At 46.4% G+C, this 23,361-nt stretch carries 25 protein-coding genes; 12 read left to right on the top strand and 13 right to left on the bottom strand.

Annotated elements, in window-relative coordinates:
• Entirely contained in the window at positions 1 to 1,239 is a 1,239-nt protein-coding gene (locus AYW75_RS02085; protein WP_067094638.1) for an MFS transporter, read from the bottom strand.
• Between the two features lie 126 nt (positions 1,240 to 1,365).
• Positions 1,366 to 1,872 (bottom strand): glycine cleavage system protein R, encoded by a 507-nt coding sequence (locus tag AYW75_RS02080; RefSeq protein ID WP_067094636.1) that lies wholly within the window; start codon positions 1,870 to 1,872, stop codon positions 1,366 to 1,368.
• A gap of 237 nt (positions 1,873 to 2,109) precedes the next feature.
• Between AYW75_RS02080 and AYW75_RS02075 the strand changes: the two genes are divergently transcribed.
• The 4 genes from AYW75_RS02075 (at position 2,110) to AYW75_RS02060 (ending at position 9,566) form a co-directional block, all read left to right on the top strand.
• Positions 2,110 to 3,939, top strand: a complete 1,830-nt coding sequence (locus AYW75_RS02075; RefSeq protein ID WP_067094633.1) for a two-component system response regulator — start codon at positions 2,110 to 2,112, stop codon at positions 3,937 to 3,939.
• On the top strand, positions 3,921 to 6,944 hold the full coding sequence (locus AYW75_RS02070) for an ATP-binding protein (RefSeq protein ID WP_067094629.1): 3,024 nt from the start codon (positions 3,921 to 3,923) through the stop codon (positions 6,942 to 6,944). The genes AYW75_RS02075 and AYW75_RS02070 overlap by 19 nt, the downstream gene beginning before the upstream one ends.
• Before the next feature lie 64 nt (positions 6,945 to 7,008).
• Positions 7,009 to 8,922 carry a putative bifunctional diguanylate cyclase/phosphodiesterase gene (locus AYW75_RS02065; RefSeq protein ID WP_067094626.1) on the top strand — a complete coding sequence of 638 codons (1,914 nt, stop codon included), beginning with the start codon at positions 7,009 to 7,011 and terminating at the stop codon, positions 8,920 to 8,922.
• Between the two features lie 113 nt (positions 8,923 to 9,035).
• A complete protein-coding gene (locus AYW75_RS02060; RefSeq protein ID WP_067094625.1) occupies positions 9,036 to 9,566 on the top strand; it encodes a DUF3750 domain-containing protein in 531 nt (176 codons plus the stop codon).
• Positions 9,567 to 9,587: 21 nt separating this feature from the next.
• Here AYW75_RS02060 and AYW75_RS02055 read toward each other — a convergent pair whose 3' ends face one another.
• Together AYW75_RS02055 and prlC are read right to left on the bottom strand one after the other, a co-directional pair.
• Entirely contained in the window at positions 9,588 to 9,848 is a 261-nt protein-coding gene (locus AYW75_RS02055) for a YheV family putative zinc ribbon protein (protein WP_067094622.1), read from the bottom strand.
• 208 nt (positions 9,849 to 10,056) lie between these two features.
• A complete protein-coding gene (prlC, locus tag AYW75_RS02050; RefSeq protein ID WP_067094619.1) occupies positions 10,057 to 12,087 on the bottom strand; it encodes an oligopeptidase A in 2,031 nt (676 codons plus the stop codon).
• Between the two features lie 164 nt (positions 12,088 to 12,251).
• Between prlC and AYW75_RS02045 the strand changes: the two genes are divergently transcribed.
• The 4 genes from AYW75_RS02045 (at position 12,252) to AYW75_RS02030 (ending at position 14,177) form a co-directional block, all read left to right on the top strand.
• The gene (locus tag AYW75_RS02045) at positions 12,252 to 12,809 is read left to right on the top strand and encodes a gamma carbonic anhydrase family protein (protein WP_067094616.1); all 558 of its coding nucleotides are present in this window, start codon (positions 12,252 to 12,254) and stop codon (positions 12,807 to 12,809) included.
• Positions 12,806 to 13,258, top strand: coding sequence for a hypothetical protein (locus AYW75_RS02040; protein ID WP_067094613.1), 453 nt, complete (start codon positions 12,806 to 12,808; stop codon positions 13,256 to 13,258). Before AYW75_RS02045 ends, AYW75_RS02040 begins: the two co-directional genes overlap by 4 nt.
• A 92-nt stretch (positions 13,259 to 13,350) precedes the next feature.
• Positions 13,351 to 13,977, top strand: coding sequence for an RNA polymerase factor sigma-70 (locus AYW75_RS02035; RefSeq protein WP_067094610.1), 627 nt, complete (start codon positions 13,351 to 13,353; stop codon positions 13,975 to 13,977).
• Complete coding sequence (locus tag AYW75_RS02030) at positions 13,974 to 14,177, top strand: zf-HC2 domain-containing protein (protein WP_067094606.1); 204 nt, start codon at positions 13,974 to 13,976, stop codon at positions 14,175 to 14,177. Before AYW75_RS02035 ends, AYW75_RS02030 begins: the two co-directional genes overlap by 4 nt.
• Positions 14,178 to 14,237: 60 nt before the next feature.
• Here AYW75_RS02030 and AYW75_RS02025 read toward each other — a convergent pair whose 3' ends face one another.
• Positions 14,238 to 14,468, bottom strand: coding sequence for a hypothetical protein (locus AYW75_RS02025; protein WP_067033409.1), 231 nt, complete (start codon positions 14,466 to 14,468; stop codon positions 14,238 to 14,240).
• Between the two features lie 232 nt (positions 14,469 to 14,700).
• Here AYW75_RS02025 and AYW75_RS02020 point away from each other — a divergent pair, with 232 nt between their 5' ends.
• Genes AYW75_RS02020 through AYW75_RS02005 form a run of 4 tightly spaced genes read left to right on the top strand, consistent with a single transcriptional unit; the run spans position 14,701 to position 17,081 of the window.
• A complete protein-coding gene (locus AYW75_RS02020; protein WP_067033406.1) occupies positions 14,701 to 14,976 on the top strand; it encodes a BufA1 family periplasmic bufferin-type metallophore in 276 nt (91 codons plus the stop codon).
• An 8-nt stretch (positions 14,977 to 14,984) separates the two neighbouring features.
• A complete protein-coding gene (gene bufB / locus AYW75_RS02015) occupies positions 14,985 to 15,875 on the top strand; it encodes an MNIO family bufferin maturase (protein WP_067094604.1) in 891 nt (296 codons plus the stop codon).
• Positions 15,859 to 16,605 carry an HvfC/BufC N-terminal domain-containing protein gene (locus tag AYW75_RS02010; protein WP_067094601.1) on the top strand — a complete coding sequence of 249 codons (747 nt, stop codon included), beginning with the start codon at positions 15,859 to 15,861 and terminating at the stop codon, positions 16,603 to 16,605. The genes bufB and AYW75_RS02010 overlap by 17 nt, the downstream gene beginning before the upstream one ends.
• Positions 16,606 to 16,616: 11 nt before the next feature.
• Positions 16,617 to 17,081, top strand: a complete 465-nt coding sequence (locus AYW75_RS02005) for a DoxX family protein (RefSeq protein WP_082856349.1) — start codon at positions 16,617 to 16,619, stop codon at positions 17,079 to 17,081.
• A gap of 81 nt (positions 17,082 to 17,162) precedes the next feature.
• Here AYW75_RS02005 and znuB read toward each other — a convergent pair whose 3' ends face one another.
• The 8 genes from znuB to AYW75_RS01965 form a co-directional block, all read right to left on the bottom strand.
• Positions 17,163 to 17,957, bottom strand: a complete 795-nt coding sequence (znuB, locus tag AYW75_RS02000) for a zinc ABC transporter permease subunit ZnuB (RefSeq protein WP_067094596.1) — start codon at positions 17,955 to 17,957, stop codon at positions 17,163 to 17,165.
• Positions 17,958 to 17,974: 17 nt separating this feature from the next.
• Positions 17,975 to 18,757, bottom strand: a complete 783-nt coding sequence (znuC, locus tag AYW75_RS01995) for a zinc ABC transporter ATP-binding protein ZnuC (protein ID WP_067094593.1) — start codon at positions 18,755 to 18,757, stop codon at positions 17,975 to 17,977.
• Positions 18,754 to 19,251 (bottom strand): Fur family transcriptional regulator, encoded by a 498-nt coding sequence (locus tag AYW75_RS01990; RefSeq protein ID WP_067094590.1) that lies wholly within the window; start codon positions 19,249 to 19,251, stop codon positions 18,754 to 18,756. The genes znuC and AYW75_RS01990 overlap by 4 nt, the downstream gene beginning before the upstream one ends.
• Positions 19,251 to 20,225, bottom strand: a complete 975-nt coding sequence (locus AYW75_RS01985) for a nickel/cobalt transporter (protein WP_231886128.1) — start codon at positions 20,223 to 20,225, stop codon at positions 19,251 to 19,253. Before AYW75_RS01985 ends, AYW75_RS01990 begins: the two co-directional genes overlap by 1 nt.
• A 76-nt stretch (positions 20,226 to 20,301) precedes the next feature.
• Positions 20,302 to 20,913: a MarC family protein gene (locus AYW75_RS01980; protein WP_067094587.1), complete on the bottom strand. Its 612-nt coding sequence runs from the start codon at positions 20,911 to 20,913 to the stop codon at positions 20,302 to 20,304.
• A gap of 33 nt (positions 20,914 to 20,946) precedes the next feature.
• On the bottom strand, positions 20,947 to 21,579 hold the full coding sequence (locus AYW75_RS01975) for a LysE family translocator (RefSeq protein WP_067033383.1): 633 nt from the start codon (positions 21,577 to 21,579) through the stop codon (positions 20,947 to 20,949).
• A gap of 41 nt (positions 21,580 to 21,620) precedes the next feature.
• Positions 21,621 to 22,193, bottom strand: coding sequence for a DUF1007 family protein (locus tag AYW75_RS01970; protein WP_067094584.1), 573 nt, complete (start codon positions 22,191 to 22,193; stop codon positions 21,621 to 21,623).
• A gap of 3 nt (positions 22,194 to 22,196) precedes the next feature.
• Entirely contained in the window at positions 22,197 to 23,159 is a 963-nt protein-coding gene (locus AYW75_RS01965; protein ID WP_067094582.1) for a homoserine kinase, read from the bottom strand.
• Between the last annotated feature and the right edge of the window lie 202 nt (positions 23,160 to 23,361).

The following is a 23,361-nucleotide window of genomic DNA, read 5'->3' as shown; positions in this document are numbered from 1 at the left end:
TTAATCAGACGTCACGCACGACCGTTTCAGGTAATATCGGCGATAATAGAAAGCACCTAAGGCAAATGCCATAAAGGCTGATAGGCCACTCACACCGATGGACCACCTTGGACTAATGCTGTCGGCAATCCATCCAACGAAAGGTGCCCCCAGTGCCGTGCTGCCTAGCATTGTTGCCAACGCAATCGCCATCACACGGCCTCGATAAACACGCACAGTAGACAGTTGTATAAACGTAAAAGAGGAAATCGTTAGCAGCTGAACACTAAACCCCAAAACCGTCATCATAATCGCGAAGCTGATAAAATTCGGTGCCAGCGCCAATAGCGTACTGCTCACAGCAACACCCGCCGGTAAATACACTAAAAAGCCAAAAGTCGGTTGCTTGCGACTTGCCGTCATAAGCGCTCCAGCAATCGAGCCAATTGCCATCATTGAAATCAACAAACCATATTGTCCAGCATCGCCATGAAATACATGCACTGTCATCGCAGAAAGATAAACAGGGAAGTTCATCACGAACCCTGTCACCATCGCAATGATGACCAGTAATATCGCCATTTCACGGTGCTGATTTAAATAGCCAAAACCTGCCAAAAATCCCGCACTTTCTGCTTTCTCAGATTTTTCCTGTTGACCGACTAACGTGCGTTTGCCGAGTAAATACAGCGCTATGAGAAGGGGGAAAAACGTCACAACGTTTAATATAAACACCCAACCTGCCCCCACACCAGCAATCAAAAGACCCGCAATAGCAGGCCCAATCAAGCGCGCAGAATGAAATGACATAGAATTCAAAGATACGGCATTAGGCACTTCCTTTTCCGTCACCACATCCGATACAAAGGCATGGCGAGCAGGTGCATCAAAGGCCGCCACGACACCTAAACCAAGCGCACAAGCGTAGACGTGCCAAAGTTCAATGATGCCCGATATCGCTAATACGCCCAACAAGAGCGCTAAAAATGCCATTGAGAGCTGCGTCACTAGCAAAAGTGTACGTCGGTCAACTCGGTCTGCCGCCCAGCCAGTAATAGGAAGCAATACAATTTGGGGAATAAATTGTAGGAACACTACAATCCCTACCGCCGCGGCATTATGGTCCGTCAGTTGAGAGATAACGATCCAGTCTTGTGCGGTGCGTTGTAACCAAGAACCAATATTTGAGATAAAGGCTCCGATGACCCAAAGCCTAAAGTTAGAGTTGGATAATGCTCGGAACGTGGGAGGGAGTTGCATGTGTTTAGAGGCGCCCTGTTTCAATGATCATAATATCATTGAAACAGGTTAAAGAAATGCTGCAACTAATCGCACAATATTTCCCTGAATCGCCGTGTAATTACTTATTTAAACTGACCATTAAGCTTACTCGGCCAACTCAACAACTAGATCGCTACTAATCTGCTCGACTGCTTTCTCTAGATCACTGGCACTCAGACCGCTTGGTAGCGTTATTTCAATTTCAGCTTTAAATAGCATTTCCGAACTCATCGGGGCGGGTTCACAATAGCTGTTTAAGTCAATGACGTTCGCACCTAAACTACTCAGAGTCTTGGAGACTTCACGAATAATCCCGGTTCGGTCATTACCCATTACAGACAACACGACCACTTCATCGGAATAAGTACTACGGCCAGCTACTTCAACAGAGACTTTTAACCCCACAGAAGACAACTCTTGCAGCGCTTCAATAAGTCCCTGCTCGTGCTCTTTTGGCACTTCCACTGTGACTATCCCAGCGAACTTGTCAGCAAGGTGAGCCATACGACTCTCACTCCAGTTGCCTTGATGCTCTGCCACTACATGAGATAATGCTTCTACTAATCCGGGGCGATCATCGCCAATTACCGTTAACACTAAATGTTGTGTCATATGGCCATCCTATTCTTTTGTTACTGCTTATTTGTAAGGTCAGTATAAACCTGTAATCCCACTGACGTCAGCAGGGAAATAGAATTTCCCACCTCATCCTGAAATCAAATTTCAGAGGCAAACTTTCTTTCCGATTTTCAGGATTAATTAACATACCTATACGCAATTAACACTTGGTTACTAGACTTTGCATAAAAAATAAACGATTCTGAAACTATCCAAGATGATGGGATCAAGATGAAAGCTTTTACTGTATTGATCGTCGACGATGTACCAGACAACATTGATGTACTGCGCAAGGTACTAGCACCGCTAGATTGCAAGGTATCTGTTGCTACGTCTGCCGAACGTGCTTTATCCATTCTTGAACAGCTCGAGCCTGAATTAATGTTACTCGATGTCATGATGCCTGGCATGAGTGGTTTTGATCTATGTAGCCTCCTTCGTAAAGACCCGCGCTTTAAAGAAACCCCTATTATTTTTGTAACTGGACGCACCGATGACATCAGTCAAGGCTTTGCAGTCGGAGGCAACGATTACATCACCAAACCAATCAATACCGACGAAGTGATTGCTCGCGTCACCCACCACAAAGAACGACATCAGATAATGCAGCAACTGCGTTCATTAAATAACGAACTGGAAGAACGTGTTCGCCAACGTACCGCAGAATTAGTGACCACCAATAAACTGCTGCGTGAAGAGATTAATGAACGACGCTATATGCAAGACCGTCTTAAATATCTCGCAGATCACGACTTTGTCAGCCGGACACACAATCGTAAGGCCTTAGAATCTTTTGTAGTAGAGCAAATCTCCCAACTGGAAGACCGCTTTCAAGAGGCCTATTATTTATCCATAGACCTTTCCCGTTTCCGAGTCGTCAATGAAAGCTGCGGTTTGATCGCTGGCGATGAACTGCTAAGTGAAGCCGCCGAGTTAATTTCGCTTGTAGTCGGCAACAGCGCTTTTGTAGCACGCTTAAGCGGTGATAGCTTTGCCGTAATTTACCCAACCAGCGAATTTTCAATTGCCAGCAATATTGCCAATCAGCTCCATGAAGAGTTTACACACTTTAAGTTTTTCTGGGATGAACGTCACTTTGATGTCGGTGCAACCATCGCCGTTGTGAAAATTGACAACACCCTGACCTCCTTTGACCAATTACTCATGATGGCTGATGAAGTGATGTACACCGCTAAGCGTAATGGCGGCCAATGCGTTAGCTATTTCAGCAATGAAAGCGCACAAGCAAATAAAACCAATGCACGTCAGAACTGGGCATTACGACTCATTGATGCATTAAAACACGATCATTTCCGAGTTTATTTTCAGCAGATTTGCCCTCTCAATGCGCAAAGTAACGGTATACGAATGGAAACTTTGGTTCGTTTATACGCACCTGATCAAAACAAAATATTATTCCCTGACAGCTTCTTATTTGCCGCTGAGCGCTACCAACTGATTGCTGATATTGATCGCTGGATGATTCGCAACGTGTGTGAGTTTCTTCGTGATAACCCGGCACAACAACAACGAATTGATCAAGTCGCCCTCAACCTTTCTGCGACCACATTGCGCGATGCCCATTTGGTTGACTACATACAAGATGTCTTGGAGAAGTATTCAGTTAACCCTCGAAAGTTATGCTTTGAAGTCACTGAAACCGAACAAATCATTCATGTAAACCAAACGTCGTCGATTCTTAAACAAATTAAACAGCTCGGTTGTAGCATCGCTATTGATGATTTTGGCAGTGGCTACTCAAGCTTTAGCTATCTGCGGGATTTTCCATTTGATCATATTAAAATCGATGGGATTTTTGCCCGCGAGATTGAGCACTCAGAAGCCAGCATGGCCATGGTGCAATCGATTTTAGATGTCGCTAAAAAACTAACTAAGCCTTGTGTAGTGGAATTCGTTGAGAACCAAGGGTTGGCCGATCTCTATCAATCCATGAACATTGAATGGGGGCAAGGCTATCATTTTCATAAGCCAGAACCACTCAATGCAGACAATGTGGATCTATGCCTTACTAGGGCAAAAGTATGCGAAGCGTCAAACTAGCTCGCGCTTTTCTTTACGGGATTATTAGTGCTTTTTCTATTTTTGCTTCAACCTATGTGGCGGCCTTTGATCTGTCCAAGGGTGAGCAGCAATGGCTAAAACAACACCCGGCTAAAATCGTTTTTACAGGAGACCCCAACTGGCTACCTTTTGAAGCCTTTGACTCTCAAGGGCAATACCTTGGTATTGTGCCTTCTTTCCTCAAAAAATTTACCGCCGATACGGGTATAGAATTCGAGTTTCGTCAAACCAACTCTTGGAGCGAAACCTTAGAACTGGCGAATAAACAGCAAGTGGATGTGTTATCTGATGTGTTAGGCAGTCTTACACTGCGTGACAATTACACGTTTACCAATTCCTATATCAGCAACAACCTAGTGATCATCTCCAACAGCGTTGGAGGGCAAATTAATGATATTAATGACATCAGCCCCAGCCCTATTGGCATCATTAAGGGTTATGGCTATACATGGGAGCTCTATGAGCGCTATCCAGACACGTATTTTATCGAAGTTGAAAACATTCAAGCCGGCTTGGCTGCGCTAGAAGATGGGAAGTTTAACTACCTCATTACTACGTATGCATTAGGGCAGTTTCAGCTCACCACACTTGAAAAAAACCACCTCAGTATTCGAGGTCAACTCCCTGTACAAGCACATCTAGCGTTTGCTGTCCGCAAAGACTGGCCGCAGCTCAATGACATTTTTAATCGCTGGATAGACTCTCTATCACCCGAACAACGCTATCAAATAGCAGAAAGCTGGTATCTAGACAACACTAACTACTTTAGTAAGAATTCGATCAACTGGACCTATGTTATCTGGTCCTCTTTAATTATGTTTCTGCTGATCAGCATTACGAGCTATGCGTGGTACAGCCGCTATCTTATCAACCGCCAGAAGAAACACTTCAAAGCGTCATTATCCGCTATTGATGCGGCGGGCTGGCGTATGGTGAAACAGTCCTCTTTTTTTCAAATATCTCGAGCATTTAAAGGCATTCTGCCGTTTGAAACAGACCATCCGAAAAGCTTAAGTGACTTAATTAACCTAGCCCATCCGCACGATCAGGAGTCCGTCTACGAAGCATTTCGTCAAGCACGTTTAGACAGCAACAAACCCATCGATGTCGAATTTCGCTTAAACGGCGACAAATCATGCTGGCTTGCAGTTAAAGGTAGTACAGTAGATGAACACAGCAAAAAAGCATTGCTGATTGGTACCATTGAAAACATCACAAACCGTAAAGTGATGGAGGCGGAGAAGCAGCAAAGCAACGCCATAGTCTCGCTGCTCTTTGAAGTTTTGCCAGATTTAGTCGTCTTAGATTTATTCGGTCAACAAGAACCGATCGCGAATCGCGCCTACCGCACCTTCTTTAATCAGCAATCTCTGTTCGAGAGTCTACCCAATGACCAAAAAATCATCTGGATGAAACAAGAAGACACGCTAATCAAGGCTCAAAAACTGTGTCATACCTCAACATGGGTCTCGCCTAACACAGAACGAAAAGCCTACGTCAGCATTATTCGCACCCCTTTTGTGAACAGCGACAAACAAGTCATTGGAATTTTATCTGTGGCACGAGACATCACAGACACGTTCTTACTGCAACAAGAGTTGCAAGAAGCCAAACATCGTGCAGACCAAGCCAATGACAGTAAAAGTGTCTTTCTGGCGAATATGAGCCATGAGATACGTACGCCACTAAATGCGATCTTAGGTTATGCACAATTGCTTCAACAAGAAAACCTTGGGCAAGAGTCAAATCATCAAATACAACGTATCTACTCTGCTGGCCATCGCTTATTGGGTCTTATCAATGACATTCTTGATCTCTCAAAAATTGAAGCAGGACGACTGCAACTGAATGAAACCAGTTTCCCTATTAAGAAAGAGCTGCAAGAACTTGCAACCATGCACCGTCAGCGAGCCGAAACTAAAGGGTTATCGTTTCAAAGTAACATTCAGCTCAACGATCACGATCACGTTTTTTTAGATAAAACTAAGTTCGGCCAAATAATATCTAATGCGCTAGATAATGCAGTCAAGTTCACGGATCAAGGCGCTATTAAACTCATCGTTCAGTACCGCAAAAAACACCTTAAAATCCAGATTTTGGACACAGGTCCCGGCATCTGCTCAGAAGACTTAGATCGTTTATTTTCGCCATTCAGCCAAGGCCAAAGTGGTAAAACCCACGGTGGCACAGGACTAGGACTAATATTATCTCGACGCTTAGCTGATGCAATGGGAGGCTCGTTTACATTACATAGTACAGTCAATCAAGGCACCGAAGTACAAGTATCCATACCAGTCACGCTAAACATTAAGACCAATATTGAAGACAAGGAAGCGAAGTGGCAATTACCACATGGCAGTGTCAAAACAGCGCTTATTGTCGAAGACGATGAACTTAGCCGAGACATGCTCGAACACATGCTGAAAAAAATAGGCTTTAGTGTGCTACTTGCTGAAGATGGTGAGCAAGCACTCGATTATCTAAACGCCCATATCGATGTCGTCTTTTCCGATATTCGGATGCCTAACATGGACGGTATGACTTTGATCAAACACATTCGTTCTAACGCATCACTGCAAGCTTTGCCTGTTATTGCTGTCACAGCATCCAGCTTTGATCATGAAAAACGTCATTTTTTAAGTAATGGCTTTTCCAACTACATCCCCAAGCCCGTTGCCTTGCAACAATTGTGTCAAAGCTTACGTGATATTATGACGCTCATCCCTTGTAAAGATAGGCAAGAAGAAGAGAAGGTCCTTACAGGTTCAGGCCCTACTGCCAACCCGAACGCGAGCATCGATAAAGCGTTACAAGATGAACTGCATCAACAATTTCAAGAAGCCTGTAAGTTAGGGGATGCGGACGAAGCACTGATTTGTCTAAACAAACTTCAAGATTCCGCTATCTCTCCCGATAAATTGGATATAATTAGAAAACATCTTGAGCGTTATGACTTTGAAAAAGCGCTATCCGTAGACCTATAACTGATCGAATCGGGACGACATTGATGCGCTGGATTGTGCGTCCTTAAGAGAAAAAAATACCTTTATGCTCCCAACAGAACTTTCACGAGTTGAACAAAAAGATGCTGTCAGCCTACTCTACAATAATCTCGGAGCAGGACTGCTCATCACGGTTATAACGTCATCGGCATTGGTCTTTACGTTTCCCCATGCTGATGAGGAGCGTACTGTGCAATTTCTATGGTGGGGCTTTATAGCGCTCGTTTGTGTATTACGCTTTACAGACCTGCTGTATTTTTTCTTTCGTACTCGACACACAGACAACTTTTCTTACGGCAGTGCATTTAGCCGTTTTTCTATCGGTGCCATTGCAACTGGGGTTACTTGGAGCGCCTATGCCGTATTAGTGGTAATACAGAATCGAGGTTGGGCAGAGCTCGCCATAACCTGCATCATTATTTCCGCGTTTGCTGGTGGTGCTATCAGTTTACTATCTGGCTCCCGTAAATTATCAACTGCATACTGCGCTGTCATTACGTTACCTTTAGCTATCGCCTTACTATTCTCGGATGAGCCGTTCCATAATACTCTGTCCTATCTAACGTTTGCCTTCTTCATTGTCATGACATCTGGGGCAAAGAAAGCCGCGCAATTCACATCTAGGTCAATACATTTAAAACATCAAAATGACCACCTGTTATCTCATATGGAGCAAGAGGTCGCCAAGCGAACTCAGGAAATTTACTCCTTATCAAACATCGATCCGTTAACCAGTTTATTCAACCGTAAAGCTTTTTCAGAAAAGCTTTATTACCGTCTGCAAACGCAACCGAATACAAAGCTTGCTGTTTTATTTATTGACCTTGATGGCTTTAAAACCATCAACGATTCATTGGGTCATGAGACTGGAGATACAGTCATTCGAAAGGCGAGCAAACGCATACAGCAAAATATAGAACCCAGTGATTTGCTGTGTCGTTGGGGCGGGGATGAGTTTTTATTAGTGGTTGAGCAACATGATCAGTTGCTAGAGGACGCTCAAGAGCTGATCACGCAGATTTCATCCCCATATGTTATTGATGGCTCCAAACTGTGTATTGGTGCAACCGTCGGTATCTCTTACTACCCGCAGCATGGCTCTCAACATGACCGCTTAATCCAGCGAGCAGATATGGCGATGTATCATCAAAAACGTACTGAGAAAGGCCGTGTTGGGATCTTTGATGAATCTTTACGTGAGCATTTGCTACGTGAGTTGCGCTTACGAGACCACCTAGAAAATGCTATTCATCGCCATGAACTCTTTTTGGTGTATCAACCTATTATTGCCACCGATACGGGTAGAATAGATGCAGTTGAAGCACTGCTTCGCTGGCGCTTAGACAATGAAATGATCCCACCCGATGAATTCATTGGCGTTGCCGAACAATACGGCTTTATTCGTGCGATTGGTTTATGGGTACTTGGCGAAGCCTGTCTTGCAGGAAAGCGCATGCATGCCCACAATCCTGAATTAAGCGTCAGCGTTAACGTCTCTATTCAGCAACTGTTGGATGAAGATTTTCCTGACGAAGTCGCGGCAATATTGAAACACACAGATTTCCCGGCGCATTATCTTGATTTAGAAATTACGGAATCTTTATTTGCCCATGACAAGCGCCGCCTGATTGAGAACATAACCCAACTCAAAAAAACGGGCATCAAAGTGTCTATTGATGACTTTGGTACGGGATACTCATCACTATCCGTAATGCAAGAATTTGATGTAGATTATGTCAAAATTGATCGCTCCTTTATTTGGTCCATGGACACCGGCGGTCGCGCTATTGTTGAAGCAGTTTCGCAAATCGGCTCAGCGTTTAACTACAAAGTCGTGGCAGAAGGTGTCGAGACAGAAGAACAGCGTCGCCTTTTAACTAATTTGGGTATTGAGTATTTACAAGGGTATTTATTCTTACCGCCTGTACCTGAAGAACAACTGATTAAGCATTTGGTATGATCCAAACTGATTATCAAAATATGATCGTAATATGAATTAATTCTGGAACTCTTCTCGAAAGGTGCGCTATGCACCTTTTTTTTGTCACACTGATATCAGACGAGGAGATAGATATGAAGAAAGTAGTATTCGCTGCTGTCCTAGCAACGTTATTAAGCGCATGCTCCAACTCAGATTGGCGTACGGCAAGCCGTGAACCCGCAGGGATAGCGCCAACCCCTGATAAAGAACCTAAAGCAGTCATCGAAGTATACGCGGCTGACGCGTTCAGCTGGAGAGGCTGGTTTGCCGTACATACTTGGATCGCCACCAAAGAAGCAGGCGCATTAGAATACAAGGTCCACGAGGTTGTTGGCTGGCGCGTAAAACGTGGTCAACCTGCCCTATATAGCTATATGACGAAGACGCCTGACCGCTACTGGTTTGGCGCGAAGCCAGAAAAAGTCTTATCAATGAAAGGCGAAAAAGCAGCAGAATTAATTTCTAAAATAGATCAAGCGGTACAAGATTACCCTTGGAAAAACGAGTATACCGTGTTCCCAGGCCCCAACAGCAACACCTTCCCTGCTTGGGTCGGCTTACAGGTGCCGGAACTTGAACTCGATTTACCCTTTAGCGCCATTGGCAGCGGCTACGCAAACTAGCGTAGCCACTTTTTCTATCATTTAGTGCTTAGTATTCCCAGGGTTCGGCACAAAATTAATGACTGCTGTATCCGCTTCGGGAGCAGAGCTGTGCGGCTGATTTACACGAGTTTCCAGTTCTTGTGGTTGCACTTGGACTCTAGTCGACTGCTCGTCTTCATAGCCACAGGCAATACACTCGCGAAATTGCTTCTCAGCATCGTCATCGCGCCATGCACGAATTTTATCCATCTCACTGCAACGTGGGCATACTGCCCCCGCGATAAAGCGTTTGGTTGTCATTATTAACCTCGGTTTGTAGAGTCAAGCTCAATGCATCTAAGTTTACGCCATGCCGCTACTGATTGAGACTTTCGGCCATCTAAAAAGACGGCCAATAGATTGATCTGCTTTCCTTCTGACCGCGTCCATGAATGAACACACGAGACGAAGGTGCAAGAGTGCACCTTCGTCGAGCAAAGGGAAACAGACCTAGCCAGAAAACCAAAAGCTAAGCGGCAATACCGCTATGGCGTAGCAGCGCATCGACACTTGGTTCACGGCCACGGAACGCTTCAAACAGCTCGGCTGCAGGGCGTGATCCACCATTCGCTAATATAGTATCACGGAAGTGAGCACCGGTTTCAGTGTTGAAAATACCCTCTTCTTCGAATTTCGAAAAGGCATCCGCTGACAACACTTCCGCCCATTTGTAGCTGTAGTAACCTGCCGCGTAACCGCCCGCAAAGATGTGCGAGAAGCTGTTTTGGAAACGATTAAACGCAGGTGGCACATTCACTGAGACCTTACTGCGTACGTCGTCCAATACATCTTGCACTTGGATGCCATCTTGGTATTCACGGTGTAAGCGGAAATCAAACAGCGAGAACTCCAGCTGACGTACCATTTGCATGCCAGACTGGAAGTTTTTCGCCGCCAGCATTTTGTCGAGCAAATCTTGTGGCAATGGCTCATTGGTTTCAAAGTGACCGGCAATGTGCGCTAGCGCTTGAGGCTCCCAACACCAGTTTTCCATAAACTGACTGGGTAATTCGACTGCATCCCACGCCACACCGTTGATGCCAGAGACCGATGACACATCCACCTGTGTCAGCATATGGTGTAAACCATGTCCGAATTCATGGAACAAGGTAGTGACTTCATCGTGCGTCAACAGTGCTGGCTGATCACCAATCGGCTGCGTAAAGTTACACACCAAGTACGCTATTGGCAGCTGTAAGCGGCCATCTTCTAAACGACGACGCACACGACATTCGTCCATCCAAGCACCGCCACGTTTGCCTTCGCGAGCGTAAGGGTCGAGGAAGAAACGCGCGATGTCTTCGCCATTTTTAGAGATCGTAAATAGCTGCACATCGTTGTGGTACGTATCAAAGCTGGACTCTTCTCGAATATCTACGCCAAATAGCGTTTGTGCGGTATAAAACAACCCCGAAAGCACTTTGTTGATTGGGAAATAAGGGCGCAACACTTCTTGAGAGATCGAGAATTTTTGCTCACGCAGCTTTTCGGCGTAGTAGCCAACGTCCCACGCATTCAGGGACTCGATACCATGCTCTTGTTTAGCAAAGGCTTTCAGGTCAGCTAAGTCTTGCTCTGCAGACGGCTTTGATTTCGCGGCAAGATCGTCTAAGAAGTCGACGACTTGCTGGCCACTTTCAGCCATTTTAGTTGCCACTGACAGTTCAGCGTAATTGTCAAAACCTAGGATCTGCGCCATTTCGTGGCGAAGCGCTAGAATTTCACTGATCAAAGGTGCATTATCAAATTTACCTTCATTGCTAAGTTCAGACGCGCGGGTAGCATACGCGGTGTAAACCTCTTCACGTAATGCTTGGCTGTCCGCGTAGCTCATCACTGGCAAGTAAGATGGCAGGTCTAATGTGAACAACCAGCCCTCTTGCTCTTTGGCTTGAGCCATTTGTTTTGCCTGCGCTAAGGCTGACTCGGGCAAACCGGCAAGCTCAGCTTCATCGGTAATCAGCTTGCTCCAAGCATGCGTCGAATCCAATACATTTTCACCAAATTGACTGCCCAGCTCAGACAAGCGTGCGCTGATCTGGCCATAGCGTTGCTTCGCCTCACCCTCAAGACCTACACCTGATAATTCAAAGTCACGAATAGTTTGAGTCAGCGCTTCGCTTTGTGCAGGTGTCAGTATCTTGGCCTCTTCGCTATCAGCCAAGGCTTTGTAGGCTTCGTATAGCGCTTTGTTTTGCCCAAGTTCGGTGTAATATTCGCTCAGCTTAGGCAAACACGCATTGTAGGCCTCACGAATTTCCGGCGTGTTTTGCACCGAGTTTAAATGGCTTACTGGCGACCAGAACTGCCCTAAACGATCATGAATTTCATCGAGTGGCGTCACCAATGTTGCCCACGTTGGCTGCTGGTTTTTGGCTACGATCGCTTCAATGTCGGTGCGATTTTTTTCAAGCAACGCCTCAAGATCAGCGGCAACCGAACTCGGATCAACGTTAGAAAATTCTGGCAAACTGGTGGCATCCCATACGGACTGTGTCATATCGTGGTATCCTTTTTGGCGTCAGCAAGATGCTCGACACCTTGCAATAATAGGTTTAGTACTGACATATAAGATATGTGGTCTTGGCGCTTTTTCAATGGGGTAACAACGATCACATCCATAGCTTTCATTAATGCTGCACCGTGTGTGCTAAGGAAGAGACAATGACTATTAAGACATTTCGCGGTCACACGCCAACATTTGGAGAGCGTGTTTGGGTCGATGAGAGTGCTGTTATCATCGGTGACGTCGAGATCGGCGACGACAGCTCTGTTTGGCCCTTGGTAGCAATCCGCGGTGATATGCACCGCATTCGCATCGGTCAACGCACCAGCATCCAAGACAATTCGTGTCTGCACATCACTCACGCCAGCACGTACAAGCCAGAAGGCCACCCTCTTCACATCGGGGACGACGTAACCGTCGGTCATATGGCCATGCTACACGGCTGCACCATCGGTAACAAAGTATTAGTTGGCATGGGTACCACCATTTTAGACGGTGCGGTGATAGAGGACGAAATCATTATTGGCGCTGGCTCTTTGGTACCACCAGGCAAGCGTCTCGAATCTGGCTTTTTATACAAAGGTTCACCTGCTAAGCCAGCACGTGCCTTGACCGAACAAGAAATCGAATATTTCCAATATGCCGGACTGAACTACGTCAAACTCAAAGACGAGTATTTAGCAGAAGCGGCCGCAGGGGAAGGGCAATCAAAATGAGCCGTTTAAGTGCGCCATTTATTGGGGTAGCTCTGGTGGCCGGTGCGTTTTGGGTTGCTACACAGTCTTATCAAAAGAACTTTGCAGGCCCAGCACTGTCACCGGACGCGCAAAAAAACTTAGGCATTCAACTACTGGAGTTTCCTCGAAATGTACCGCCACTGGAGCGCTTAACCGCTGAAAAATGGCAGGCCATTAACCTGCAACCCAATGTTTGTGACGCTGTTTGCCAAGGCCAAATGGCACAGCAAGCGTCCTTTGGCGTACATATAGTGCCCCCTTCGCAAGCGGCTTATCAGGATTTAGTTCAAGTCACGAGCGCAGACAACTATGCCGCTCATCAAGGCAAAGTGTTACTCATCAATCCGGAAGGGAAATTTGCGGGTTCTATCAAACCGCCTTACGATAAATCCCGCCTCGACAACGTACTTAACGCCTTAAACCCATAATTTTTGGCTTTTAGTGTAAGAAATCCTCGGCTTGTGGCGTCTACTTAGATACATTGCTAGGTAACTTTTTAATAACAAGCCGAGTTTTTCCTATGACACAGGCCTTATCTCGTTCTGACAAACAACCTAGTGGACAACTCTTTCATAACAACGAATTTATGAATGACCTACGTTTACAGATGTTGAAATTCGCGATACTGCAAGTACGTAATGAAGCGCTCGCAGAAGACGCAGTACAAGATGCTATGCTCTCTGCCTATCAAAACATTGATCGTTTTAATCGCCAAGCCGCCTTAAAAACATGGGTATTTGCCATTCTCAAAAATAAGCTGATTGATATTTTGAGAAAGGAAAAACGTTACACCAACGCCAGTATTCTGGAAGAAGGGGCGAGCCTCAACGATGAAGCTCTGATCGATCATTTATTTACCGAGAATGGCCATTGGCAAAAAGATGAGCGTCCACAGAAATGGGACGAACCCGTTCATAGTGTAGAAAGCAAACACTTTTGGCGTATTTTCGACACTTGTTTAGAGGCTTTACCGGCTAAATACAGTCGACTTTTTATGATGCGCGAATTTCTAGAGTTGGATACCAATGAGATTTGTGACAACGAAGAGGTGACCGTAAGCAATTTAAACACGACCTTGTTTCGCGCTCGATTACGTTTACGAGAATGTCTTGAAGATAACTGGTTTCAGGGGGAGAACAACACATGATGAAGTGCACTCAAGCGACCCAGCTTTTATCTGAAAAACTCGACCGACCTTTGTCCAACAAAGAAAAAATGAATTTAGGCATTCATACGGCAATGTGCCCAGCCTGCCGACAGTTTGGTAAACAAATGCTGTCTCTTAGAGACATCAGTCAACGTTACGTAAAACAAAGTGATCGTGAGGAAAAGGATGGCAACGCTTAAAAGGGGAATGGCAGCATAGCCATGCTAACTATGCCGCCGACATTCTATAACAACGAACGATTATTTTTTCGTTGTTTTTTTCGCAGCTGACTTTTTACCAGAGGCTTTTTTAGCAGATTTGTTGGCTGGCGACTCAGATGGTTTTTTGCTTGTCGCTTTGCTTGATACTTTCTTTTCAACTTTCTTCGCTAATGACTTTTTCAACTTAGCAATCTTGTCTTTCTGCTTTGCAACTTTCTCTTTACGTTCTTTGATTTCAGATTTGATTGCTTTTACTTCTTGCTTAGACATATCCAAACTCCTTGGTTCATCTTTAAGTTGTGGAAATACCATACTCGCCTCATCATCAGAACGAAACCCCGCCCCACCGCATTTCATAAAAACTTAATACTTCAATCATAAAAACATCATAAAAATATTTTTTATGCTTTTAAAATTATTTTATTTTTTTGTGTAAGAAGTAGATATCCGCCTGCGTCTAACGACGGTAACTAACAAAATGTTCCTTTGGAGGATCCAAATTATGTCTACTAAAAATACGTCTCTTGCTCTAGCACTTGGTACAGCCGTGGCTCTTTCTGCAGTCGCCGTTCCAGCTCAAGCAGCGGATAAAGAAAAGTGCTACGGCGTAGCATTAGCAGGTCAAAATGACTGTGCTGCAGGCCCAGGTACTTCTTGTGCAGGCACATCAACAACTGACTACCAAAGCAACGCTTGGAAATTGGTTCCTGCAGGTACTTGTATGGATATGGAATCTCAAACATCACCAACAGGTCACGGCAAACTGGAAGCCTTCTAAGGTAAACCATGACAGCCTTAGACTTTTCGCAAACCGAGGGTAAAACATTACCCTCGTGCTTTGCACAGCGCACCGGCGTGAGCCTTAAACCAAGCTACTACCAGCAAATCCTAGCGGAGTTGCCAAAGGTAGGCTTTTTTGAGATTCATGCAGAAAACTACCTCAGCGCCGGTGGTCCTGCCCGCTATTATCTAGAGCAAGTGCGTAATCACTATGACCTCACCGTTCATGGCGTAGGCTTGTCACTGGGTGGCGAAGAGGCACTCGACCTTGAGCACTTAGAACGTGTCGCTCAGTTAGTCGAATGGACCAATCCAGCTGTATTCTCTGAACACCTCGCATGGTCCACTCACCAACAGCATTTCTTAAACGATTTGCTGCCTGTACCTTACACCGAAGCGCGCCTAGACCTATTATGCCAACATGTAGATCAGGTACAGAGCCGACTTAACCGTCAGATCTTAATTGAAAACCCATCTACGTACTTTGAGTTTCAAAGCAGTGTTTTATGTGAAACACAGTTTATCGCAGAATTAGTACAACGCACTGGATGCGGTTTATTACTGGATGTGAATAACGTAGAAGTCTCCTGCTTCAACCACCAACGCAGCCCGTGTGAATACCTACAGAACTACCCCATGCATGCGGTCAAACAGATTCATTTAGCAGGTTATACCCTAGACGAACAAGCGTCGCTCAAAATCGACTCCCACGACCAAGCGGTTGCCAATGAGGTATGGCAGTTGTATCAGCACACATTAGAGCTGATTGGTGATTGTCCAACGCTGATTGAGCGAGACGGCAACTTTCCTGACCTATCAGAATTACTCACAGAAGCTCGCCATGCAGATTATTTGCGCACCCTTGTAAAGGAGCAAAGTCATGCAGAACCAGTTTAACGCCGCGCTGTTCAAACAATCAGACGAGCTATTGGATGACATCAAAGGCCACTCTACAGAAGAGCGTACTCAGCGGCTAAATGTCTATCGCAACAATGTCCATGTGTCTTTACAAACAGCGCTTGGAGATATTTTTCCAGTGTGTAAACAGTTAGTGGGTGAAGACTTTTTTAACGCGATGGCACATGAGTACATCGAACAAAATCGGCCATCTTCTCCGATCTTGTCAGAATATGGCGACAATTTTAGCGACTTCATTGCAGACTTTCCACCTGCCCAAGCATTACCCTATTTATCAAGCTTATGTGAACTGGAATACCGTCTTCTACAGCTGACTAATACGGCCGAACCCAAGACCCTATCGCTTGAAGCGGCACAGCAAACACTCAGCCAAGTGCAGCACCCAGAAGCCTTAGCTTTACACATTGATGACCAGTGTCAACTCATGCACAGCCCCTTTTCCGTTGGTGCCTTGTATTTAGCGCACCAACAACCCGAACCCAATTTAAAGGGTTTGCAGATCTCGGCACCGGAATATTTATTGCTCACCAAAGCAGGTCTTTATGGCTGCTGCTACCCATTGAGTGAAGCTGAATACCACTTTATCAAGGCACTAAAACTGAACCCAAGCCTTAGCCACGCGTTGCCCGATGACGATGGTTTCGACTTAGGCCAAACCCTTGCTCGATTAATGACGTGGCAAGTCTTTGATGACATTAATGAATCGTAGGAGTCATGGCTATGCGCTTAATCCAAAACACGACTGAACGCCTGTTTTCAGGCTTACCTGAGTCACTCGTATTGTTCCTAGCACGCTTTGCATTAGCCGCTGCTTTTTGGCTTTCGGGTCAAACAAAAATCGAAGGTTTCGCATTCAATCCGTTCGCGGGTTTGTATGAATTCAGCTGGCCTACGTTAAAAGACAGCACCCTGTTTTTATTTGAGTACGAGTACGCTTTGCCCATTATTCCCTTTGAATTAGCGGCGTACTTGGCGACCATTGCTGAGCATGTATTGCCCATCCTACTACTGACAGGCTTATTCGCTCGTTTAGGCGCATTCGGAATATTAGCAATGACGCTAGTCATTCAGATTTTTGTCTACCCAAGCGCCTATGCCTTACACGCCACATGGGCCGCATTGGCACTGTTAATAATGTCCCGCGGTGCAGGTAAATTATCGCTCGATGCACTGAGTCAAAAATAACGCTGAATTGCTCTCTTCAAACGAAAAAACGCGACTCAAGGTCGCGTTTTTTAGGTCTATTGTTTGATTCTAACCGCGTTTCTACGACGCCATTTTACGCGTTGGCAAGGTATATGCGATCAAGAACAACAGCGCGGCACAAACCACCACACTTGGCCCTGTTGGCGTATCCCAATGATAGGATGCCCACAAACCGCCACACACTGACAAACAACCTAGCACACCCGCAAAGGTGGCCATTTGAACCGGTGTCTGCGATAGCTTTCTTGACGTGGCGGCAGGAATAATCATAAGCGAGGTAATCAGCAACACGCCCACGATTTTCATCGCCACGGCAATCACCACTGCCACCAACAACATCAGCAATAAACGAATCGCTTCGACAGGGTAACCTTCGACTTTCGCCAGCTCTTCGTTCACAGTCAGCGCCAACAACGGTCGCCAAAATGCTACCAAAAGCGCCATCACCAGCAAACCACCACCGTAAATCCAATACAAGTCCGTCTGACTAATAGCCAACAGATCGCCAAATAAATAGGCCATCAAATCGATGCGCACGTTATCAAGGAAGCTGACGGCCACCAAACCTAACGACAACGACGAATGCGCCAATATACCCAATAACGTATCGGTCGCAATAATGTGCTTCTTTTGCAGCGCGACCAGCACCAATGCCAAGCCGACACACAGCACCACAATGGCGAGGTTTAAATTAATGTCTAACAAAAAACCCAGCGCCACGCCTAATAACGCCGAGTGCGCCAACGTATCACCAAAATAGGCCATACGACGCCACACCACAAACGCGCCCAATGGTCCTGCTACCGCAGCGACGCCTAAGCCACCCAATAACGCGCGCATTAACAGTTCTAACATCTCAATTCTTCTCCGCGTTAATGAGCGTGATGTTTACAGCTGCTGCTGTGAACATGCCCTTCTTCGACCACTTCACCGCTGTCGTCGTGTACATGGTCGTGATGATGGGCGTAAATCGCCAGCGAGGCATCCGCCCCCGACACACCAAATAAGGCACGGTACGCCGGATGATCCTTCACTTGTTGCGGCGATCCTGAACAACACACATGCTGATTCACACACACCACTGTATCGGTCTGTGCCATCACCAAATGCAAGTCATGGGAGATCATAAACACGCCACAATTCAATTCATCGCGGATGGTTGCAATCAGGCCGTACAACTCAATTTGACCGTTCACATCCACACCTTGCACTGGCTCATCCAGCACTAATAAATTTGGACGATTCAACAACGCTCGCGCTAACAGTAAACGTTGCGTTTCGCCACCAGACAACACATGCACTTGCGAATTTTCGAGGTGTGGAATACCAACTTTATTCAACGTAGGCGTAATGTCTTTTTTATTCACACCACGCACCAAGCCCAAAAAGTGCTTCACGGTCAACGGCAAGGTCGGATCGATGTGCAGCTTTTGCGGCATATAGCCGATACGTAGAGTGTTATGACGAATCACGCTGCCAGAAGACGGCTGTTGCAGGTCCAACAAGGTACGAATTAAAGTGCTTTTGCCACTGCCGTTTGGGCCAATCAAAGTGACGATTTCACCCTGATGCAGGGTAATATTAATATTGCTTAACAACTGGCGATCGCCAAAACGAATGCCAATGTCTTTTAATTCGGCTAAACGGGTACTCATGATGGTTGTGACCCTGTTTCGCGACAGTCTGCGCATAAGCCGGTCAGCTCAATCGTGTCTGAACGCAGCTCAAAACCCTGCTCAGCGGCTTTCGCAATCAAGGTCTTATGAATGTCTTGGTAGTCAAACTCCATGACATTTTGGCACTCATCACAAATTAAGAAGTAACCTTTGTGCGCTTTGTCTGCATGCGCGCACCCTAGGTAAGCGTTCATCGATTCCACTTTGTGAATAAGACCCGCAGAGATTAAGAAATCCAATGCGCGATACACTGTCGGCGGTGCAGAGTTAAAGCCCTCTTCTGCCAACTTTGCCAGCAATTGATACGCCCCTAAAGGGCGATGGCTTTGCCAAATAAGCTCCAACGCACGACGACGTACTTTGGTCAGGCGCTGGCCTTGCTCAGTACACACCGCTTCGGCGGTTTCCAATGCTTGTTCAATACACACATCGTGATTGTGTACATGCTCATGAGAATGCTTGTGTTCGGTCATTAGAATGCCCGCCCTGTTACCTGTAGGTCACTGTAAATCATCGTGACACTGATAAATATTAATGCGCACGCTGCCAACACCCCTAAAACCTTGGTGAGACGACGACGCCATTTGCTGGGGCTAAGGGCGAAACTACCGTCGCGGATCAATACACTGATCAACGCCAACGCCCCGACTGTAATACCCGTGCCCAGCGACATAACAAATGTCGCCAACACGCCCCATTTAAATATGCCAGTACTGGTGGCAAACAACAGCACCAATACAGCCCCCGTACAAGGGCGAATACCAATCGCAGAAACCATCGCAAGGGTACTGCGCTTGGCGGTAGATATTTCATCTTTAGGCGCTTCCAGCCGCGCATGATGGCTCGCATGTTCATGCCCACACGAATGCGGATGTTCGTGATGATGGGCTTCATGATGATGCTCGCAACTATGACTATGCTGATGGGCATGTTCGTCTTGACTGTGGTCGTGACCACAGCTCGATTTCCCTCGTGCCAAACGCCACAGCATCCAGACACCAATTAAGCCAATCGCAGCGTAAGACGCCAGCTCCAACACTTGTGTGGTTTCGGTAATACTGCCTGCTAAATCTAAGACCTGCGCCAATACCCAAACCAAGCTGATGGCAACCACGCCTTGTAATAGAGCCGAGGTAAACGACAGCTGAATGCCTTTACGTAATGGCGCTTTAGTAGACAATAGATAGGAGGCAATCACCGCTTTGCCGTGACCTGGTCCCGCAGCATGAAACACACCATACAAAAAGCTCGCCACTAACAAACTGCCCAGCAAAGCAGGATTTTCTTCTTTCGCCAGCATTTGCACCAAACGCGCCAGCTCACGATGAAAATCACGTTGCTGTTCCATGACCCAACGGCCCATTTCAAACACGATCACTTGGTCTGCTGCCAGCGCCACGCTGGAAAAGAACAGACCAAACACACCTAACCATTTCGCTATGCGCACCCTCAACTCCAACAGGCCATCAATATACTGTTATACTATAACACTGGTAGCATACAGGAAACGCATTCTCTGTTTTTTATCCTGCTGCAGGGTGTAAAAAGCCCATAACACCGCCCATAAAAATTTGCGCGGCCATCGCAGCCAAAATCAAACCGGTGATTTTCGATAGGATATTCAGGCCCGTGCGACCAAGAATCTTCTCAATCAGCGAACTGCAGTACAAAATCACGGCTAAGGTTAATAACGCACCGGTTAAGCCCATCACACCGATGACCAGATCCCAGCCTTTAAATTCGGCACCGTAGACCAAGATCGTACCAATGGTCGCAGGCCCAATAATGGTTGGCACCGCCAGCGGCACCACGGACACATCATCACGCTCTTCATTCGGCATACCGGTCGCATGGTTACGCGTACCGTCTTTCACCAAACTGATCGCCGACATAAACAGCAAGATACCGGAACCGATACGAAAGGAATCCAACGTAATGCCCAGCAGTTCAAACAAACCACTGCCGAAAAACATTAATAACAACGCAATGGCCAGAGCCGCAATAATCGACTTATTGGCAACTTGACGACGCTCAGAAGAATTCTGACCACGGGTCAACGCCAAAAACATTGACATCACAAAGAAAGGAGCAAACAGGAAAAAGAACTTAATCCAAGTGGAGATCAACAGACTCATATAAGGGGATACCTAATAAGCACCGCCACGCGATCAGCGTTGGGTCAGTGCCAATTTAATGCCAAAGCCCACCAGCAATATGCCGGTTAAGCCATCCAAGACTTGCGCCACTTTTGGTCGCGCCAGCCATACTCTTGCTCGGTGAACCATCACCGCAAGAAACGTTTGCCACACCATCGCTATGATAAAGTGAAGGGCAGCCATAAACAGAGATTGCGCCACAGCCGAATACGCTGGGTCAATAAACTGTGGCAGAAACGCCATGTAGAACACGATCGTTTTCGGGTTTAAGATATTTGACAGAATGCCCTGACGGAACGCACTTTTGGCCGTCACTTGACGACCCTCGGGGACATTCAGAGTTAAACCTTTGGGATGACACGCACTGCGCAGCGCCTGAAAGCCTAAATACGCCAAATACAAGGCGCCGGCTAATTTAAACGCAGTAAACAGCGTGGCCGACCCCAGCAAAATTACCGATAAACCGAGCGCTGACACCGTCGCGTGGGCAAACAAGCCTAGGCAAATACCTAAACTGCAGACAAAACCAACACGCCAGCCCGCCACAGCAGAGCTGCGCAGCACTAACAAGGTATCCACACCGGGGCTCATGGTTAGCACCGTAATAGCCAACAAAAATGGCAACCATAGAAAATGCTCTAACATGACACGCCCTCGTACGCAGCGATTAAAAAGACATCAATGCTCTAGGCATCGCATTGAAGATCGACCCAGCCTTCCATATAAAATTCATCCGCTTTCGCTTCGACTGGCGTACAGGTCTCGGCCAACATGCCAGTTAATTTGATCGGCCCAGCTTCCGGCACCACCATGGCAAAATAATTTTCAGGATCACCAAACCCCATACGCAAGGTATCACGACGTAAATCGATGTCTTCCGACAAGGTAATACCAAGGCGAACAGTCATAGCTTGATCTACTACTCCCACGTCCACCACATCGATCTGCGCTGGCGTGATCTCACGACCATCGACTTGCAGTCGAATAAAGTAATCGTATTGGGCAAGGTTGGTGATCGCCGTTGCCGCATCGGCTTTTTCAGCACTGGTTAATTGACCATCGGCGTTTTTATCAAACTCCATCAACATGTCCACACTGGAGAACACATCAAATTGCCAATAAGCTTCAAGAATCTGCACTTTCGGCGACGATAGGTTCACTTGATAGTAGGAATCGATCCAAATATGCGGATGCGCCAACGCCTGACCTGCACTAAACAGAGCAAGACCCGCGCCAATCAAGTGACTCCAGCGACCCATTAATTAATTCTCCGTCAGGCTCGGCACATGACGTACGCGCGCTTCCAAAATACGCTGAAACTCCATTGGATCATGCTGTTGCGCCAATCGTTCAGGATCATCTTTAGCACCGTGCCACGCCTCAAGTCGTGATAACCAGAAACGCAACGCCGCAATTTTCAACATATGTGGCCACGCCAAGATTTCCGCCGCATTTGGCTGGCGTTCATGAATGTAGGCATTCACCAACGCGTGGTATTTGTCCATATCCAACTCACCCGTTGCCATGTCCGAACACCAATCGTTCACAACGATGGCAAAGTCGTACATCAACCAAGAATGGCAAGCATTGTAGAAATCGATAATCGCTGACAGTTGCTCCCCTTCAAACAACGTGTTGTTGAAGAACAAATCACCGTGCACCGTACCTTTCGCCAACTGGTCGTCGTATTGCGCAATAAAAGTATCAAATTCAGACACTTGCTCTAACAATAAGTGCGCTTGCTCAGGCTCTAATTCTGGCGCAATAGCTTTAGACGTGCTGCGCCACCAATCCATACCACGATGGCTGTCACGCTGCTCCGGAAAATCCGTACCAGCGGTATGTAACTGCGCCAACACTTTGCCCATGATGCGACATGACTCAACCGTGGTGCTATCCATGATATCGCCGGGGAAACAATCCACAATGATCGCCGGGCGATCTTGAACCACGCGCAGACGCTCGCCTTGCTGATCGAGTAATGCGGCGGGCACATTAAAGCCCTTCTCTTGTAGATGTGACACCACATCCAAGAAGTACGGCACTTCATCAAATTCAAACTCTTCAAACAAGGTAAGAACGTATTTACCTGTCGTGGTCGTGAGGAAATAGTTGGTGTTTTCTACGCCACCTGAAATGCCTTGAAAAGACACTAATTCACCCAAGTTGTAATCGGCCACAAGGCCGCGCATGTCAGAGTCCGAAAGAGAAGTGTAAACAGCCAAAATCTGTACCTAAAATTATGTGGGATCAAGCGTAATCGCGTTAAGTCGCTTATGCTCCCTAATAAGTGCAAAAAGGTCAATTCGTTATCACAAAAACCTCAATATACAGGCATTTTTAGCGCGTTTGAGGACGATCACGGAACAGGTCGTGACATTTTCCACACACAATCCATACAGACCTTCGCGCCGCCATTGCCTACAC

The sequence above is a fragment of the Marinomonas atlantica genome (assembly GCF_001639725.1).
Lineage (GTDB): Bacteria > Pseudomonadota > Gammaproteobacteria > Pseudomonadales > Marinomonadaceae > Marinomonas > Marinomonas atlantica.
The sequence above is the reverse complement of the archived record's forward strand: the minus strand, read 5'-3'. Positions and strand labels throughout refer to the sequence as shown.

Coding starts and splice junctions, on each gene's coding strand:
- AYW75_RS02025 (WP_067033409.1), bottom strand. CDS start 14,468: ATGTCTAAGCAAGAAGTAAAAGCAATCAAATCTGAAATCAAAGAACGT.
- AYW75_RS02080 (WP_067094636.1), bottom strand. CDS start 1,872: ATGACACAACATTTAGTGTTAACGGTAATTGGCGATGATCGCCCCGGA.
- znuB (WP_067094596.1), bottom strand. CDS start 17,957: ATGTTAGAACTGTTAATGCGCGCGTTATTGGGTGGCTTAGGCGTCGCT.
- znuC (WP_067094593.1), bottom strand. CDS start 18,757: ATGAGTACCCGTTTAGCCGAATTAAAAGACATTGGCATTCGTTTTGGC.
- AYW75_RS01970 (WP_067094584.1), bottom strand. CDS start 22,193: ATGGGTCGCTGGAGTCACTTGATTGGCGCGGGTCTTGCTCTGTTTAGT.
- AYW75_RS02040 (WP_067094613.1), top strand. CDS start 12,806: ATGAGCCGTTTAAGTGCGCCATTTATTGGGGTAGCTCTGGTGGCCGGT.
- AYW75_RS02005 (WP_082856349.1), top strand. CDS start 16,617: ATGCGCTTAATCCAAAACACGACTGAACGCCTGTTTTCAGGCTTACCT.
- AYW75_RS01990 (WP_067094590.1), bottom strand. CDS start 19,251: ATGACCGAACACAAGCATTCTCATGAGCATGTACACAATCACGATGTG.
- prlC (WP_067094619.1), bottom strand. CDS start 12,087: ATGACACAGTCCGTATGGGATGCCACCAGTTTGCCAGAATTTTCTAAC.
- AYW75_RS02060 (WP_067094625.1), top strand. CDS start 9,036: ATGAAGAAAGTAGTATTCGCTGCTGTCCTAGCAACGTTATTAAGCGCA.
- AYW75_RS02070 (WP_067094629.1), top strand. CDS start 3,921: ATGCGAAGCGTCAAACTAGCTCGCGCTTTTCTTTACGGGATTATTAGT.
- AYW75_RS02035 (WP_067094610.1), top strand. CDS start 13,351: ATGACACAGGCCTTATCTCGTTCTGACAAACAACCTAGTGGACAACTC.
- AYW75_RS02010 (WP_067094601.1), top strand. CDS start 15,859: ATGCAGAACCAGTTTAACGCCGCGCTGTTCAAACAATCAGACGAGCTA.
- AYW75_RS02065 (WP_067094626.1), top strand. CDS start 7,009: ATGCTCCCAACAGAACTTTCACGAGTTGAACAAAAAGATGCTGTCAGC.
- AYW75_RS02085 (WP_067094638.1), bottom strand. CDS start 1,239: ATGCAACTCCCTCCCACGTTCCGAGCATTATCCAACTCTAACTTTAGG.
- AYW75_RS01975 (WP_067033383.1), bottom strand. CDS start 21,579: ATGTTAGAGCATTTTCTATGGTTGCCATTTTTGTTGGCTATTACGGTG.
- AYW75_RS02055 (WP_067094622.1), bottom strand. CDS start 9,848: ATGACAACCAAACGCTTTATCGCGGGGGCAGTATGCCCACGTTGCAGT.
- AYW75_RS01980 (WP_067094587.1), bottom strand. CDS start 20,913: ATGAGTCTGTTGATCTCCACTTGGATTAAGTTCTTTTTCCTGTTTGCT.
- bufB (WP_067094604.1), top strand. CDS start 14,985: ATGACAGCCTTAGACTTTTCGCAAACCGAGGGTAAAACATTACCCTCG.
- AYW75_RS02030 (WP_067094606.1), top strand. CDS start 13,974: ATGATGAAGTGCACTCAAGCGACCCAGCTTTTATCTGAAAAACTCGAC.
- AYW75_RS02020 (WP_067033406.1), top strand. CDS start 14,701: ATGTCTACTAAAAATACGTCTCTTGCTCTAGCACTTGGTACAGCCGTG.
- AYW75_RS02045 (WP_067094616.1), top strand. CDS start 12,252: ATGACTATTAAGACATTTCGCGGTCACACGCCAACATTTGGAGAGCGT.
- AYW75_RS02075 (WP_067094633.1), top strand. CDS start 2,110: ATGAAAGCTTTTACTGTATTGATCGTCGACGATGTACCAGACAACATT.